The organism is Flavobacterium sp. N1736, assembly GCF_025947065.1.
Classification (GTDB): domain Bacteria; phylum Bacteroidota; class Bacteroidia; order Flavobacteriales; family Flavobacteriaceae; genus Flavobacterium.
In genome coordinates this window covers 3400136-3417141 of the sequence record NZ_CP109994.1, presented here as the reverse complement: position 1 = coordinate 3417141, position 17006 = coordinate 3400136, and the positions used below count along the sequence as shown (strand labels likewise).

Sequence of the window (17006 nt, the reverse complement as noted above, 5' to 3'; positions counted from 1 at the left end):
TGATTGTTTTAAATTTTACTGCTTTCCCAAGTTAAAGATAAATAATATAATCCGCCAATTGATGGTCCGCCAAGAATAGAAGTATAAGGTTTGTTTAAAATATTGGTTCCGCCTAATTTAGTTGTTAATCCTGTTTTCTTAAAATTGTAATTTATCTGAGCGTCCATCGACCAATAAGCGGGAACGGTTCCTGAAACTAAAAAAGAGACATAATCAAAATTGTTTTGATATCTTGCCGTTGCGCTCGCACCCAGATTTCGCCAGATATTATTTGCTATTAAAGTTCCGTTTACATTAAATTCAGGCGTATTAAAACCATCTTCAAGCCCATCTTTATCATCAGTTCTGTCAAGTTTTGTGTAAGTAAGATTTGTTAACGCCGTAAAAGTTTCATCAATTCGGTATTTTAAACCTAAACTTCCTCCGTAATTGTAAATTTTACTTTTAGAATTTGTCCATAAACGATATCTGTTTTGCGTATTTTTTGAATATAAAGCTGTCGGAATACCATTTGGATCTGTTGTGTTTGGAATACTGGCTTCTACCTGCGCAATAAAGTTTTTATAGGAGTTGTAATAAAAATCAGCATCAATAAAAAGGTTTCTGTCTAAAGCCATTCCCTTAAAACCAAACTCAAAAGATTTTACAAATTCAGGTTCTAAATACGTATATGGATTTTTCTGAATCGTATTTTTATTCTTTTCAATTGCCGCCGCCTGCGTAATACCAAGTGTATTTATATCATTATTTACCTGTGCCTGAAATTTATCTATGGAAGCTTTGGTATACGAATTCTCAAAAATACCATCAGACATAATTCGCAAACCGCCAACACGTTTTACACCGCCTGAATTTACATTCGAAAAACCTTCAAAAATGCTCGGAAAACGATATCCATTTTGATATGATGCTCTAAAGTTGATTGTTTGCTTTGGCGAATAAACGGCGGTAAATTGAGGCGTAAATTTAACATCAAAATAATCTGCTTTGTCCATTCGTATTGTTGCGCCAAATCGTAATTTACTGTTGAAAAAATCTTTTGTTATTTGCGTAAATGCACCTGTTTTTTGATAAGTCAAATTTTCAGTGGCACTTTTCGGATTGATGAAATAATTTCCGTCAGGAACAATAATATAAGTTCTGTAATCGAAACCACTTAATAATTTAGCGTCAATTTTTTCGAAGAAAGAGACAAAAGCTTTATCCCAATTAATCAAACCTTCGCCATGAACCAAAGTCGATTTTACGCGCAAAGCCGCGCCAATATCCCAATTATTGATGTCGATTAATTCATTTTTCTTTGCTTCATAAGCCTCACTTCCCGGTTCAAAACGCCCTTGATCAGATTGTGTTCTGGCTATTTTGTGCGCATCGGCAACAGTTGCTCCGTTAGTTACGGCGTTTTTATACGCGGTTGTATAATCTGCAAACCATTTATCATCTGATTTATAGGCGCGATCCATGTTTTCTGCCAATGAACGAAGATTATATGAGTTTCCGGTATTTTCGGTTGTAGCGTATGCTTTTACCTGAAAAATTGGCGTGTGATAATCTATTGCAAATTGATTTAAAGTATAATCATCTAATCTAAATCGGTTTGAACGCTGGTAAATGGTATTAATCAATGCCGTTTTATAGGTTACAGAAAGTTCGTTTCCTTGTTTTGGGCGAAAATAAAAACCAATATCAGCTTTGTAATTTTTAATATCATAATCCGTAATATCCGTTTCGCGATAACCCGTTCTGGCAACGACATAATTTTTTCCATTTAAACTCAATGTTTTTCTGTTTGCCGATTCATTTCCGTAACCGTTTACTTCATCATAAGCCGGATTATCTGCGCCGAATAAATTGGTCGAAGCATTGGCATTTGGAGCCAAATCTGTTCGGTCATCCGCAACCCAATCTGTTCCGCCTGTTGTCGAGGCATTTATTTTGAAAGCAAATTTTTCATGGAATGCTTTTGCAAAACGTAAATTAAATTGCGAATACACTTTCGGTGAAAACCGATCAATATTGCCAACATGATTTACGCCAGTTAATTGCTGAACACTCACGCCTTGGTATTCAAATGGATTTTTAGTCTGGATATTTGCCAAACCATTTATAGCGTTCATTCCGTACAAAGCCGCTGCCGTTCCCGGAATAATTTCGATTTTATCAATATCAAGATCATTTGCGCTGAGTGCATTGGCAATTGGAGCGCCCAAATGTGGCGCCTGATTATCGATACCGTCAACCAATTGAGCAAATCTTACATTTGTGGAATTCGCAAAACCTCTTGTATTAATGACTTTAAAACCTAAACTTGGCGTAATAATCTGAACGCCTTTTACATTTTCAAGTGCTTCATAAATACTTGGCGAACCCATTTTTTTTGCTTCTGCCGATTTTAACTGTTCAATACTTATTGGCGAACGCATAATATTTTCAGATCGTCGTGAAGCGGTAATTACAACTTCATTTAAATCCTCCTTTTTAATGCTGTCCTGATCTTTTTTTGAATTTTCTGTTTGAGAGAAGCTTTTTAAACTTATCAGAACAAGAAAGGTGTAAAGTTTTAGTTTCATAATTAGAATACAAATTCAGTATGTTTTTAAATGAATACTGACGGTTAAAAAAAATGGTTTTTGGTTTGAACGTTTAATTTTTTTTACAGATAGAAACATAGTTTTTGGTCTTAAAAAGAGGATGAAAAGAAACTAGTTTGTAAAACATAGATTTGCTATGTATTGAAATGAGTAAAGCGCCTTTTTTTTAAATTAACTAAAGCTATGTTTCTATGTGTTTAAATGTTTTTTTAAAACTTTAGATTTTGGGTTTCTTTTAAAGCAAAATCTTTAATGCGTTTTTCGATTTCGTAGAAAATGACAATTGCTTTTTCTCCCGCTTCGGTTAGTTTTGCGCCGCCGCCGCCTTTTCCTCCAAGAAGTTTTTCAACCAAAGGATTTTCTGCACGCTGATTCATTTCTTCAACCAGTTGCCAGGCTTGTCGATATGACATTTTCATTTCTTTTGCGGCATTCGTTATAGAACCTGTTTTTCGAATATTTTCTAAAAGCCAGATTTTTCCAATTCCCAAAAACGGACCTTCAGTTTCTTCAATCCAAAGGCGTACTTCAACAGAATATTTTTTGGTATTATTCATTTGATCCTTTTATGATCTTACAAAAATAGTTATTATGCTGTAATAATATTCTTTCATGGATTCTTTCTTTTGCCGGATTGAAATCCAGCTTTACAATATAATTCGTTCCTCCGGAACTTTGGATAAAGATATATTGCGTTGATTATTGCTTTAGCGTATTTAATTAATAATAATTTCCTAAGTATAAAAACACAAATATAAGTATTTGTACGTAATTAAAAATAAGTATTTTGTTATTTTATTTGTTTGTCAACGAAATAGCTTTGGTACAATCATCAATAAATGTAAATTTGCGGACTTAATTCGGTGACAAACCTTTGAACCTTTGTCACTCTGAACCTTTGAATCTTAAAGTATAATGAAATACAATCCAAACGAAATCGAAGAAAAATGGCAAAAATATTGGGCTAAAAACCAAACTTTTGCTGCATCAAATCCCCGAAGTCTCGGGGCTGAAAAACCTAAGCATTATGTTTTAGACATGTTTCCTTATCCGTCAGGAGCGGGATTACACGTTGGGCATCCGCTGGGATATATTGCTTCAGATGTATATTCTCGTTTCAAAAGACATCAGGGTTTCAATGTTTTGCACCCAATGGGATACGACAGTTTTGGATTGCCGGCTGAACAATATGCGATTCAGACAGGACAGCGTCCCGAAGATACAACGCGCGTAAATATTGACGGCGGAGTTGATAAAGAAGGAAAACAAATAGCAGGTTATAGAAAACAATTAGATAAAATTGGATTTTCATTTGACTGGGCGCGTGAAGTGCGTACCTCAAATCCTGATTATTATAAACATACGCAATGGATTTTTATTCAATTGTTTAATTCGTGGTATTGCAAAAAACAAAATCAGGCTTTTGATATTGCTGAGCTTGTTAAAGTTTTTGAAGGCGAAGGAAATGTTTTGGTCGAAGCCGTTTGCGATGATAATGTTGCCATTTTTACAGCAGCAGAATGGAATTCCTACTCTGAAGATCAAAAAGAAAAAATTCTTTTGCAATACAGAATGACGTATTTGGCAGAAACCGAAGTAAACTGGTGTCCCGGTTTAGGAACTGTTTTGGCAAATGACGAAATTGTAAACGGAGTTTCAGAGCGTGGAGGGTTTCCTGTAATACGTAAAAAAATGACCCAATGGAGCATGCGAATTTCTGCTTATGCAGAACGTTTGCTGCAAGGTTTAAATGATATTGACTGGAGCGAATCTATAAAAGAATCACAAAGAAACTGGATTGGAAAATCGGTTGGAGCGCTGGTTAAATTTCAAGTTTCCAGTAATCAGTCTCAGTATGACGCGCAAAGTGATGAAACTTTAAACGTGAAACCTGAAACAAGTTTTATAGAGGTTTTTACCACTCGTCCTGATACTATTTTTGGAGTAACTTTTATGACTTTGGCACCGGAGCATCCTTTGGTTGCTGAAATTACAACTCCGGAACAAAAAGCAACAATTGAAGCATATATCGAAAAAACAGCAAAACGTTCAGAGCGTGAGCGTATGGCCGATGTAAAAACCATTTCAGGCGTATTTACCGGAGCTTATGCTGTACATCCTTTTACAAAAGAGCCAATTCCGGTTTGGATTGGTGATTATGTTTTGGCAGGTTATGGAACGGGTGCTGTAATGGCGGTTCCTTGCGGAGACGAAAGAGATTACGCTTTTGCCAATTTCTTTAAAGGTCAAAACGGAATGCCGGAAATCAAGAATATTTTTGCCAATGTTGATATTTCTGAAACCGCTTACGGATCGAAAGACAATGTTGAAATCGCAAATTCTGATTTCTTAAACGGATTAAATTATAAAGAAGCAACTCAAAAAGCGATTGCTAAACTGGAAGAAATAGGGCAGGGAAGCGGAAAAACAAATTACCGTATGCGTGATGCGGTTTTCTCTCGTCAGCGTTATTGGGGAGAACCTTTCCCGGTTTATTATGTAAATGGTTTGCCAAAAATGATCGATGCACATCATTTGCCAATTATTTTGCCGGAAGTAGAAAAATATTTACCAACAGAAGATGGTTTGCCTCCGTTAGGAAATGCGACAATCTGGGCGTGGGATACTAAAAACAATGAAGTTGTAAATACTGATTTAGTTGATAATTTCGAAATATTTCCTCTTGAACTGAACACAATGCCGGGTTGGGCGGGAAGTTCATGGTACTGGATGCGTTATATGGATGCGCACAATGAGAATGAATTTGCAAGCAAAGAAGCTTTAGCCTATTGGGAAAATGTCGATTTATATATTGGAGGAAACGAACACGCAACCGGACATTTATTGTATTCTCGTTTTTGGAATAAATTCTTAAAAGACAAAGGTTACGCTCCAACCGAAGAACCATTCAAAAAACTGATCAATCAGGGAATGATTTTGGGAATGAGTGCAAAGCCATATATTGTTCTTCTTAATTTTGACGAAACTGTTTCAGTAGAAGATAAAAATACTTTTGTTATTAATAACGAAAATGGAAATGTTTTTATTAGTAAAAGTTTAATAACCAAGAATGAGAAAAATAGGTTTTTAAACTCTAATGAGTTAAGTGCGGACTTAAAAGAATTAATTTTAGAGAGATTTAATTTCGAAAACTGTACAACAATAAACGAGTCAAACACTTTGTTTAAGTTTGAAGTTTTAAACTTGCGTATCAATATTGATTATTTAGATGTGTCAAATAATATAAATTTTGAAACTCTAAGACAAAAAACGGATTTACGTTTAGTTAAATTTGAGAAAAATGCTATAAAAGATGCTGCTGGTAATTTTGAAGTTGAAAGAGAAGTTGAGAAGATGTCGAAAACTTACTACAATGTCGTTACTCCAGATGATGTTTGTAATGAATATGGAGCTGATACATTGCGTTTGTATGAAATGTTTTTAGGGCCGTTAGAGCAGGCAAAACCTTGGAATACTGCTGGAATTTCTGGAGTTTTTGGTTTCCTTAAAAAATTATGGCGTTTGTATTTTGATGAAAATAGCGGTTTAATCGTTAACAACGACGAACCAACAAAAGACAACTTAAAATCATTGCACAAAACGATCAAAAAAGTAGCAGAAGATATTGAGAGTTTCTCTTTCAATACATCGGTTTCTCAATTTATGATTTGTGTGAATGAATTGTCAACTCAAAATTGTCATTCGAGAGCAATCTTAGAACCTTTGGCAATTTTGGTTTCGCCTTATGCACCACACATTGCAGAAGAATTATGGTCGCAGTTAGGACATTCAACTTCAATTTCAACAGTTGCTTTTCCTGCTTTTGATGCAAAACATTTAGTAGAAAGCTCTAAAGAATATCCGGTTTCTTTCAACGGAAAAATGCGTTTCACAATCGAATTGCCTTTGGATTTAACCGCAGCGCAAATTGAAGAAATCATCATGAAAGACGAAAGAACATTAAAACAACTTGACGGTAGAACACCAAATAAAGTTATTATTGTTCCCGGAAAGATCATCAATTTGGTTGGATAATCAAATAAATTCCAATATTTTATAAATCCCAAATTCCAACTTTTGTTGAGGTTTGGGATTTTTTTTATTAAAAATTTCATTTGAGTTGTAACATTTTAATAGTGCTCGTATCCAAAGGGCGGATCCGATTATTTATCAACTTAAATCTATTAAAAATGAAAAAGTATATTTTAATTATCGCCCTTTTATTTTCAGCATTATGTTTAAATGTGTTTGCACAAACAAAATCATATCCTTTTGAGGTTGTTAAAACCGGAAAAGGAAAACAAGCCATACTTTTTATTCCGGGATTTGCCAGTTCAGCAGATGTCTGGAACGAAACAAAAGCCAATTTCGAAAAAGATTTTACTTGTTATACACTTACAATGGCTGGTTTTGCAGGAGTAAAACCACAGCCAAACGCTTCTTTTGCAAATTGGGAAAATGAAATTGCAAATTACATTAAAGAAAACAAAATCGAAAAACTAATTATAATCGGACACAGTATGGGCGGTGCATTGGCGATGGCTTTGGCGGCAGATTATCCGGAACTTATCAGCAAAATTGTTGTTGTCGATTCGCTTCCGTGTTTAAGCGCTATGATGAATCCTTCCTTTAAATCAAAAGAAAATAACGATTGTTCGCCAATAATAGATCAAATGACGGCAATGTCTGACGCGCAGTTTTTAGAAATGCAAAAAACAAATATTCCCAGACTTGTTGCAGATGTTTCTAAGCAAGATTTGATTATCAGCTGGGGAATAAAATCTGATCGAAAAACGTTTGCAGGAGTATTTTGCGATTTTGCAAATACTGATTTAAGGGAGAAAATTTCGACTATAAAATGTCCTTCTTTAATATTGCTTGAGTCTTATTTTGTAAATTTCAAACCAACAATCGAAGCGCAGTACAAAAACCTAAAAACGGCTAATTTGCAATATGCCAATAAAGGTTTGCACTTTATTATGTACGATGATACAACGTGGTATTTTGCCCAATTGAACAATTTTATAAAATCGTAACAATGGAATTTGAAGTTATCTACAAAACATATTGGGACAGGATATTCAGGCTTTGTATGGGTTTTGTTAACGATTATGATATTGCGCAGGATCTGGCTCAGGAAACTTTTATTATTGTCTGGCAAAAATTGGACACTTTTAGAAACGAGTCGAGTGTAGGAACCTGGATTTTCAGAATTGCTTCTAATAATTGTTTGAGACAGATTGAAAAGCAAAAGCGCTTTCCTAAATCAGATTTGCCCGTTCATCTTACCGAAGAAAAACTACATTCATTAGAACCACAAATTCAGTTTTTATACCAATGTATTGCAGAATTGCCGGAAACAGACCGTATTATTATTTCGCTGGAACTTGAAGATGTAAAACAAGCAGAAATAGCAAAAATCGTAGGACTTTCCGAAGCAAATACCAGAGTAAAAATTCACAGGATAAAAGAAAAACTGACTCAAAAATTCAAAGAAAATGGACAACAATAATATAGATTTCAAAGATTTATGGAAAAAGCAAACCGTAAATCAGCCCAATATAGAAGATTTATTGGCGAGATTAAAACAGTTTAAAAGAACAGCGTTACGTATTTTGTGGATTACCAATGTCATACTTTTTGCAACATGTACTTTTATTGTTTTTATCTGGTATTATTATCAGCCGGAATTTATTTCGACTAAAATTGGAATAGTTTTAACAATTTCTGCAATGGTAATTTATATGGTTGTTTATAACCGATTATTGGGTACTTATAAAAATATAGATGAAGCACAAACCAATCAGCAATATTTACAAAAGCTCATTTTGATTAAAAGAAAACAGCAATTTTTGCAGTCAAAGATTTTGAGTTTGTATTTTGTTTTATTAGGAACCGGAATATCGCTGTACATGTATGAATACACATCAAGAATGAGTTCTTTTTACGGTATTTTAACCTATGTACTGTTGTTTCTCTGGATTGGATTTACATGGTTTTATCTTAGACCAAAAGAAATTAAAAAACATGAAATCAAAATAAATAACCTAATTGAGAAGTTTGAAGAAGTGAATAAGCAATTAGACAATGAATAGAAAAATCTCCGAATTAATATCGTTTCTTTTGACGAACAATTTTTTAAATTAACAAAATCTTCTGAATGCCAAAATGACATTTCTTGAAATTGGTTCGTAAATTGCTGTTTGTTTTGTAAGTTTAAATTTCAATCAAAAAATCAAAAAAAATGGGAAGTGGATATTTAATTATTGCCGGCGCAATTATGTTATTCAGCTGGCTGGTTAGTTCAAAATTAAAAAGTAAATTCGAATTATATTCTAAATTACAATTACGAAACGGAATGAGCGGTGCCGAAATTGCCGAAAAAATGTTAGCCGATAACGGTATTACAGACGTTCGTGTTATTTCGACTCCGGGTCAATTGACAGATCATTATAATCCGAGTGATAAAACAGTAAATTTAAGTGAAGCCGTTTACAATCACCGAAATGCTGCCGCTGCGGCTGTTGCGGCTCACGAATGCGGACACGCAGTACAGCATTCTATAGGTTACGAATGGCTAACAATGCGTTCTAAATTAGTGCCTATTGTAAGTGTTGCATCTAATTATGTACAATGGATTTTGATCGCCGGAATCCTGATGATTCGTACTTTTCCGCAATTATTATTAATCGGAATAATCATTTTTGCTGCAACAACTTTATTTTCGATTATTACTTTGCCTGTAGAATACGATGCCAGTAACAGAGCGCTCGCCTGGTTAGAAAATAAACATATGCTAACTCAGGAAGAACAGGCAGGAGCAAAAGATGCTTTAAAATGGGCAGCAAGAACTTATGTTGTAGCTGCAATTGGATCTATCGCAACGTTGCTATATTATATTTCAATTTATTCCGGAAGCAGGAGAAACTAAATGAGATAATAAGATAATGTGCCAATTAGAAAATTAGTCAATTAGAAAATTTTCTAAATCTATAAAATAAAAGCCGATAAGTTTTTAAACTTATCGGCTTTTTTTAATTATCTAATTTTCTAATTGGCACATTTTCTAATTTACAGCTGAATTTGCCTGTCAATCTGCTGGTCTAATGAAATGAATGTTTCGGTTCTTGAAACACCTTCTATAGCCTGAATTTTTGTGTTTAAAAGCTGCATTAAATGTTCGTTGTCACGACAAATAATTTTTATTAATACAGACCAGTTTCCGGTTGTATAATGACATTCTAAAACTTCGGGAATTTTTTTCAGGTCTTTTACCGCTTCAGAATTTCGGGAGGCTTTATCCAGATAAACTCCAACAAAAGCCATTGTATTATAACCCAAAACTTTTGGATTTACAGTGAATTTCGATCCTGAAATAACACCGGATTGTTCCAGTTTTTTTAAACGCTGATGAATCGCTGCTCCTGAAATTCCTATTTTATTTGCAATTTGTAAAATAGGTTTCCGGGCATCGTCCATTAAATAACGAAGAATTTCTTTGTCGATACCGTCAATTTCGATTAATAGGGAGTTGATTTTCATAACTTGTAATTTGAAACTAATTTTAGTTATTTGGTTTTAGTTAGAAATCAAATTTAGGAATAAAACTTTAAAATATTTGAAAAAGGAAGATTTGATTTTTTTTTTTTCACCATGAAGGGATTAAATGAAATTAAGGTTGGTTTTAAAAATAAAATTCCAAATTCCAACACATAAAGTTGGAATTTGGAATTTATAAATTTTATTTAAAAAAGGATTATTTTCCTTTGTTTGCTTCGCTAATGTATTTTTCTAAAGCCATTGTCATAGAAGGCGTTTCAGGAGTTGGAGCAAGAATATCGATTCTTAAACCATAATCAAGAGCTTCTTTTTGAGTTGTGCTTCCAAAAACTGCAATTCTGGTATTGTTTTGTTTAAAATCAGGGAAGTTTTTAAACAATGATTTAATTCCGGTTGGGCTAAAAAATGCTAAAATATCATAATAAACATCTGCCAAATCAGATAAATCGCTCATTACAGTTTTGTAAAAAACTGCTTGCGTCCAGTCTACTTTTAAACTATTTAAAGTAATAGGTGCGTCAGCATTTAATTGATCTGATGCAGGAAGCAGGAATTTTTCGTCTTTGTATTTTTTAATCAGTGGAGATAAATCAGCAAAATCTTTTGCACCTACATAAATTTTTCGCTTTCTGTACACTACATATTTCTGCAGGTAAAACGCAACTGCTTCAGATTGACAAAAATATTTCAATCCTTCAGGAACTTTGTAGCGCATTTCATCCGCTACTCTGAAAAAATGATCTACAGCATTTCTGCTTGTCAAAATAATCGCCGTATAATGATTAAGGTCGATTTTTTGTAATCGAATCTCTTTCGCGTTAACCCCTTCCACATGAATAAATGGTCTGAAATCAATTTTTATTTTGTGTTTTTGTTGGAGCTCAAAGTAAGGAGAATTTTCCACTTTAGGTTCAGGCTGTGACACCAAAATTGTTTTCACTTTCATATTATAAACATTTACTAAGCCACCTCTTTTGTTATCCAATAATACATAAAATAATAAGGGGCTATTTCAAGAGCGCAAAGATATAAAATAAAATAAAATAACTTACCGATTATTATATTTTGATACGTTTTAATTGAAATAAAATATGAGAATAGACTTATACACAGCGCAATGCCTATTATTACTAGCGGGACAATTTTTGGAATATTGTCATAATAGAACAAAATGGCATTAAAAGGCAGTACTAAAACACCAATATAAGTCCTGTACGTGGCTTTTTGCAGATTGAAAAGGTTTACAAATTCATCAATGTTAAAAGAAGTTGCAACAATTTTTTCAATTAAGAATTTTCCTAGAATAAAATAAAGTAAAAAAGTAGCGATCTGAATGTATAAAATCCAGTCGGTTTTTGATGCATATCCAAAGATATGAAGCGTAAGCAAAATGAAAAATGAAAACGACAAAATTTGCACAAAAAACAGCCCAACAATAAAGCTGCCTTTTAAGTGGCTGGTATCACGATAAATCTTAGCATATTTATCTGAAATAATAAGTTTGCTAAACTCGCTAAATCTCGTTTCATAAGTCGATTTAGTAATAGCAACAAGTGCAAAGGCTACCACAAATAAAAGGGTTGCCCAATCTTTGTTCTCGATAATTCGGGGTTGAAGGTGTTCAATCATAGCGTTACAAAATTAGTAATTTTTTGTATCAATACTTTTATTATAAATTTATTATGAATGAAATGGCATAAAAAGTTTACTTTTGCGATGAAATTGCCAAGAAAAATGAATGATTGTATTGTCATAATTCCCACTTATAACGAAATTGAAAACATAGAAAGTATAGTAAGAGCCGTACTTTCGCAACATAAACCTTTTCATCTGTTAATTATTGATGATAATTCTCCGGATTTTACTGCAAATAAAGTGATTGCATTGCAGGAAGAATTTCCCGGCAGATTATTTTTAGAGCAAAGGGCCAAAAAATCAGGTTTAGGAACAGCTTATGTTCATGGTTTTAAATGGGCTTTAGCACGTAATTATGATTTTATTTTTGAAATGGATGCCGATTTTTCGCATAACCCAAATGATCTTGAAAAATTATTTGACGCTTGTCATTTTGGTGGCGCCGATTTAGCAATTGGTTCTCGTTATGTTACAGGTGTAAATGTTGTAAACTGGCCTTTAAGCCGTGTGTTGATGTCGTATTTTGCATCGGTATATGTAAAATTCATTACGGGAATGAAAATTCACGATGCCACAGCAGGTTTTGTTTGTTATAAAAGAGAAGTTTTAGAGAAAATAAATCTCAACAAAATAAAGTTTGTAGGTTATGCGTTTCAAATCGAAATGAAATACAGAACTTATTGCGCTAAATTTGAAATTACCGAAGTTCCGATTATTTTCACTGACAGAACAAAAGGAGTTTCAAAAATGAGTAATGCCATTATTAAGGAAGCTATTCTTGGTGTGATTTCACTTCGATTAAAAAAATTAATCAATAGATTATAATACCACATAATACCACGACGATGAATAGGATTTTAATAAAGAATGCTAAAATTGTAAACGAAGGATCTATTTTTGAAGGTGATGTCTTGATCGAAAACGACTTAATTGTTGAAGTTGCAGATAGCATTAGCCTAAAAACGTCAGATTGTATTGTTATAGATGCCGAAGGAAGTTATTTAATGCCGGGCGCAATTGATGATCAGGTACATTTTAGAGAACCGGGATTAACGCATAAAGGCGATATTGAATCTGAATCGAGAGCTGCTGTTGCAGGCGGAATCACTTCTTTTATCGAACAGCCAAACACGGTTCCAAACGCAGTTACTCAGGAAATTTTAGAAGATAAATATCAGATTGCGGCTGTAAAATCATTTGCGAATTATTCGTTTATGATGGGTGCAACCAATGATAATCTGGAAGAAGTTTTAAAAACCAATCCAAGAAATGTTGCCGGAATCAAAATATTTTTAGGTTCTTCAACCGGAAATATGCTGGTAGATAACGAAGCAACTTTAGAGAGAATATTTTCAAGTACGCCCATGTTAATTGCAGTTCACTGTGAAGATGAAGCAACAATTAAAAATAATCTTGCCCTTTTTAAAGAGCAATACGGTGATGATGTTCCGGTAACGGCGCACCATTTAATTCGTAGTGCAGAGGCTTGTTATATTTCGTCTTCAAAAGCGGTGGCTTTGGCTAAAAAAACCGGAGCGCGTTTGCATATATTTCACCTTTCGACAGCAAAGGAAATGGAATTATTTTCGAATAAAATTCCATTAGAAGATAAAAAAATAACGGCTGAGGTTTGTGTGCATCATCTTTGGTTTACCGATGAAGATTATAAAACAAAAGGTAATTTTATTAAATGGAACCCTGCTGTAAAAACGGCCGAAGACAGAAAAGAACTTTGGAAAGCTTTGAATGATGGTCGTATTGATGTTATTGCAACAGATCATGCGCCTCATACAAAAGAAGAAAAAAGCCAATCTTATTTAAATGCTCCTTCTGGCGGACCATTAGTTCAGCATGCTGTTGTAGCAATGTTTGAAGCGCATCATCAAGGAAAGATTACGGTTGAAAAAATCGTGGAGAAAATGTGCCATAATCCGGCTAAGATTTTTAAAATCGAAAAAAGAGGTTTTGTAAAAGAAGGTTATTTTGCCGATTTAGTTATTGTAAATCCGAGTTTGCCGTGGAGTGTGAAACCTGAAAATATTTTATCAAAATGCGGCTGGTCTCCTTTTGAAAATTATACTTTTAAATCGAGAATTACGCATACTTTTGTAAATGGCGAATTGGTTTATAACAACTTTAAAATTAAAGATATTCGTAACGGAAAAAGATTATTGTTTGATAGATAAAAAAACTGAAATGAAGAATTTGGTATTTGTAATATTGGTTTTGTTTCTTGCTGTAAGTTGTAAAAAAGAGTTGGTAAAAGAACCAAAACGACTTATTGAGAAAGGAAAGATGATTGATATTATGTATGATTTATCTGTTTTGGATGCGATAAAATATAATAATCCATTGTCTTTAGATTCAGTAGATGCGAGTCCGAAAAAGTTTATTTTGCAAAAATATAAAGTAGACAGTTTGCAATTTGCACAAAGTAATATGTATTACGCAGCAGATTATGAAAACTACAAAGATATGTTTGATCAAATTGCAAAGCGTCTGGAAAAGAATCAGAAAAAGGTAGATTCATTACTTAAAATTGAAAAGAAAAAAGCAGATAAAGCTAATAAAAATAAAAAAGCAGCAGGGCCAGCTCCAAAATTGGATGATATGAAACCTGTTAATACTGATTCGATAAAAAAAGCGAAAAGAAATTTAAGGAAATAGTTTTTTACAATTTCGAAACTTCTTTTATGTATTGATGTACGTCTAAAAAAACCGTTCCCAGAGCGGTTTTTATTTTTTCGTTCGAATACAGATTTTTAGAATAAGATGCTTTTGCAGTTGCCTTTGTTAAAGTTCTTTTTTGAAAAAATAAAGTTGAGAATATTCCGTCTGCAATCCAAAGTGTATTCATTAATAAAGGATTAGCATGAATACTTGGTTTTTTTACTTTTAAAACTTCCGCAATTGTGTTTAAAATATTTCTGAAAACAACATTATCAGCAATTAATGTAAAACGTTCGTTTTTAATGTTGCTTTTCATCAATTCAAAAGCAATTTTTACAACATCATTTATGGCGACAAATCCGGTGCTACCCAAAGTGTAAAATGAAAGTCCATTTGCAACTCTTGTATAAAGTTCAGCGCTTCCTTGTTCAGCGCTTTTTGTCTTCGGGATTGGTCCTAAAATTACCCCCGGATTAATAATGATAATGTCTAAACCTTCCTGAACACTGCGCCATACTTCCATTTCGGCGCCATATTTAGAAATAGCATAATCGCTATGCGGTTTTTCAGGATTCCAATCTGTTTCTTCGGTAATATAAGTTTCATGTGCGGCTAAATCGCCCAAAGCAGCAATCGAACTTACAAAGCAGAATTTCTTTATTCCTTTGGCTAACGAAAAATTAACCATATTGGCAGTTCCTTCAATATTTGTTTTTCGAAGCGCATCTTCGTCTTTTGGATCAAATGAAATTAAAGCGGCGCAATGGTAAACATATTCAATATCGATAAAAGCAATTTCAAGAGAAGGAACGTCTAAAATATCGGCTTCAAGCCAATTAATTTTTTCGAATAAATCGCCTTTTTTATACAACTCAAAAACCGTTTTTGTTTTTTGAATGTTGTTTGAGTTTCGGTAAATAGCCCGAACGGTTTCTCCATTTTCAATTAAATGAAGTAATAAATGTGCGCCTACTAAACCTGTTCCTCCAGTTACTAATACCATTTTGTAAAGATAAGTTTTTGCTTTTAAGGGACAAAGAGGCAAAGGGACAAAGTTGCAAAGGTTTCTATAAAGGTTCAAAGTTGCAGAGGCATAGAGGCGCAAAGTTTTTTTGTTTGCATAGCTGTCGGAATTGTTTTTTAAAGCTAATATTGCTGTTTTCATTGAAATTGTTTTTTGTCATTGCCATTGCCTTTGATTACATTTGCACAAATTACTTAAAAAATGAAGAATCTAGTTGAAGAATTAAAGTGGCGCGGGTTATATCATGACAGCATGCCAGGAACGGAAGAACAACTGCTGAAAGAAGTAACGACGGCTTATATAGGTTTTGATCCAACGGCAGATTCACTACATATTGGTAGTATGGTTCAGATTATTTTATTGGTTCATTTAAAGAATTTTGGTCATCAGCCTATCGCTTTGGTTGGTGGTGCAACCGGAATGATTGGTGATCCATCCGGAAAATCTGACGAGAGAAATTTACTGAACGAAGAAACTCTGGCTAAAAACGTTGCGGGAATAAAAAGCGTATTATCTCGTTTCTTAGATTTTAATTCTACAGATTCAAATGCTCCGGTTATGGTAAATAACTACGACTGGATGAAAGAATTCTCGTTTATTGATTTTGCACGTGAAGTTGGAAAACGCATCACGGTAAATTATATGATGGCGAAGGATTCTGTAAAAAAGAGATTGAGCGGAGAAGGAGAAGGGATGTCTTTTACAGAATTTACATATCAATTAATTCAGGGTTACGACTTTTATCATTTATATAAAAATAATGGCTGCCTTTTGCAAATGGGAGGTTCTGACCAATGGGGAAATATTACCACTGGTACAGAATTAGTTCGCAGAATGGGAGGAGAAAGTGCAAAAGCTTTTGCTTTGACAACGCCATTAATTACAAAAGCAGACGGGTCTAAATTTGGAAAATCTGAAGGTGGAAATGTTTGGCTTGACGCCGATAAAACTTCGGTATATAAATTTTACCAGTTTTGGGTAAATGCTACAGATGTTGATGCTGAAAAATATATCAAAATCTTTACTTTTTTAGATAAGGAAACTATTGATGCTTTAATTGAAGAGCACAAAGAAGCTCCGCATTTAAGAGTTTTACAAAAGAAACTGGCAGAAGAAATTACCATTTTTGTTCACAGTAAAGAAGAGTTGGAAAAAGCGATTCAGGCTTCGAATATTTTGTTTGGAAATTCAACCGCCGAAGATTTGAAACAATTGGATGAAGCAACTTTTTTAGAAGTTTTTGATGGAGTTCCGCAAGCAGAAATCGCAAAAACAGATCTTGAAAACGGATTGGATATTATCTCGGTTTTAAACGAAAAAACTGGTTTCTTTAAATCAAATGGAGAAGCTAGACGTGCTTTAACAGCAAATTCGATTTCTGTAAACAGAGAAAAAATTAAGGAAGATTTTGTATTAACAGCTAATGATTTAATCAACAATCAGTTTGTGTTGTTGCAAAGTGGTAAGAAGAATTATTTTGTGATTAGAGTAGTTTAAATAGTTTAACTGTTTAAACGGTTAATTGT

Annotated in this window: 15 protein-coding genes; 9 read left to right on the top strand and 6 right to left on the bottom strand. The window is 33.7% G+C overall.

Annotated elements, in window-relative coordinates; translation table 11 throughout:
* Positions 1-8 precede the first annotated feature (8 nt).
* Both OLM54_RS14585 and OLM54_RS14580 read right to left on the bottom strand, forming a co-directional pair.
* Positions 9-2570, bottom strand: a complete 2562-nt coding sequence (locus OLM54_RS14585) for a TonB-dependent receptor (RefSeq protein ID WP_264535310.1) — start codon at positions 2568-2570, stop codon at positions 9-11.
* Positions 2571-2800: 230 nt separating this feature from the next.
* On the bottom strand, positions 2801-3148 hold the full coding sequence (locus OLM54_RS14580) for a winged helix-turn-helix domain-containing protein (RefSeq protein WP_264535309.1): 348 nt from the start codon (positions 3146-3148) through the stop codon (positions 2801-2803).
* 358 nt (positions 3149-3506) lie between these two features.
* On the opposite strand from OLM54_RS14580, the gene OLM54_RS14575 reads away from it, so the two are divergent.
* The 5 genes from OLM54_RS14575 to OLM54_RS14555 all read left to right on the top strand — a co-directional run bounded on the left by OLM54_RS14575 (position 3507) and on the right by OLM54_RS14555 (position 9522).
* Positions 3507-6626, top strand: a complete 3120-nt coding sequence (locus tag OLM54_RS14575; protein ID WP_264535308.1) for a leucine--tRNA ligase — start codon at positions 3507-3509, stop codon at positions 6624-6626.
* 155 nt (positions 6627-6781) lie between these two features.
* The gene (locus OLM54_RS14570) at positions 6782-7627 is read left to right on the top strand and encodes an alpha/beta fold hydrolase (RefSeq protein WP_264535307.1); all 846 of its coding nucleotides are present in this window, start codon (positions 6782-6784) and stop codon (positions 7625-7627) included.
* A 2-nt stretch (positions 7628-7629) separates the two neighbouring features.
* Complete coding sequence (locus OLM54_RS14565; protein ID WP_264535306.1) at positions 7630-8103, top strand: RNA polymerase sigma factor; 474 nt, start codon at positions 7630-7632, stop codon at positions 8101-8103.
* On the top strand, positions 8090-8686 hold the full coding sequence (locus OLM54_RS14560) for a hypothetical protein (protein WP_264535305.1): 597 nt from the start codon (positions 8090-8092) through the stop codon (positions 8684-8686). The genes OLM54_RS14565 and OLM54_RS14560 overlap by 14 nt, the downstream gene beginning before the upstream one ends.
* Positions 8687-8835: 149 nt before the next feature.
* Positions 8836-9522, top strand: coding sequence for a zinc metallopeptidase (locus tag OLM54_RS14555; RefSeq protein ID WP_264535304.1), 687 nt, complete (start codon positions 8836-8838; stop codon positions 9520-9522).
* A 140-nt stretch (positions 9523-9662) separates the two neighbouring features.
* Here OLM54_RS14555 and OLM54_RS14550 read toward each other — a convergent pair whose 3' ends face one another.
* The 3 genes from OLM54_RS14550 to OLM54_RS14540 form a co-directional block, all read right to left on the bottom strand.
* Positions 9663-10133 (bottom strand): Lrp/AsnC family transcriptional regulator, encoded by a 471-nt coding sequence (locus tag OLM54_RS14550; RefSeq protein WP_035681816.1) that lies wholly within the window; start codon positions 10131-10133, stop codon positions 9663-9665.
* 214 nt (positions 10134-10347) lie between these two features.
* Entirely contained in the window at positions 10348-11097 is a 750-nt protein-coding gene (locus OLM54_RS14545) for a uroporphyrinogen-III synthase (RefSeq protein WP_264535303.1), read from the bottom strand.
* 14 nt (positions 11098-11111) lie between these two features.
* A complete protein-coding gene (locus OLM54_RS14540) occupies positions 11112-11780 on the bottom strand; it encodes a DUF4271 domain-containing protein (RefSeq protein WP_264535302.1) in 669 nt (222 codons plus the stop codon).
* A gap of 105 nt (positions 11781-11885) precedes the next feature.
* On the opposite strand from OLM54_RS14540, the gene OLM54_RS14535 reads away from it, so the two are divergent.
* From OLM54_RS14535 to OLM54_RS14525, 3 genes are read left to right on the top strand one after another with little or no spacing between them, the layout of a single operon-like run.
* Entirely contained in the window at positions 11886-12611 is a 726-nt protein-coding gene (locus tag OLM54_RS14535; RefSeq protein WP_264538569.1) for a polyprenol monophosphomannose synthase, read from the top strand.
* A 20-nt stretch (positions 12612-12631) separates the two neighbouring features.
* The gene (locus tag OLM54_RS14530) at positions 12632-13972 is read left to right on the top strand and encodes a dihydroorotase (RefSeq protein WP_264535301.1); all 1341 of its coding nucleotides are present in this window, start codon (positions 12632-12634) and stop codon (positions 13970-13972) included.
* Positions 13962-14453 carry a DUF4296 domain-containing protein gene (locus OLM54_RS14525; RefSeq protein ID WP_264535300.1) on the top strand — a complete coding sequence of 164 codons (492 nt, stop codon included), beginning with the start codon at positions 13962-13964 and terminating at the stop codon, positions 14451-14453. The genes OLM54_RS14530 and OLM54_RS14525 overlap by 11 nt, the downstream gene beginning before the upstream one ends.
* Positions 14454-14457: 4 nt before the next feature.
* Here OLM54_RS14525 and OLM54_RS14520 read toward each other — a convergent pair whose 3' ends face one another.
* A complete protein-coding gene (locus OLM54_RS14520) occupies positions 14458-15459 on the bottom strand; it encodes an NAD-dependent epimerase/dehydratase family protein (RefSeq protein WP_264535299.1) in 1002 nt (333 codons plus the stop codon).
* Positions 15460-15681: 222 nt separating this feature from the next.
* Here OLM54_RS14520 and tyrS point away from each other — a divergent pair, with 222 nt between their 5' ends.
* The gene (gene tyrS / locus OLM54_RS14515; protein ID WP_264535298.1) at positions 15682-16977 is read left to right on the top strand and encodes a tyrosine--tRNA ligase; all 1296 of its coding nucleotides are present in this window, start codon (positions 15682-15684) and stop codon (positions 16975-16977) included.
* Positions 16978-17006: the final 29 nt, after the last annotated feature.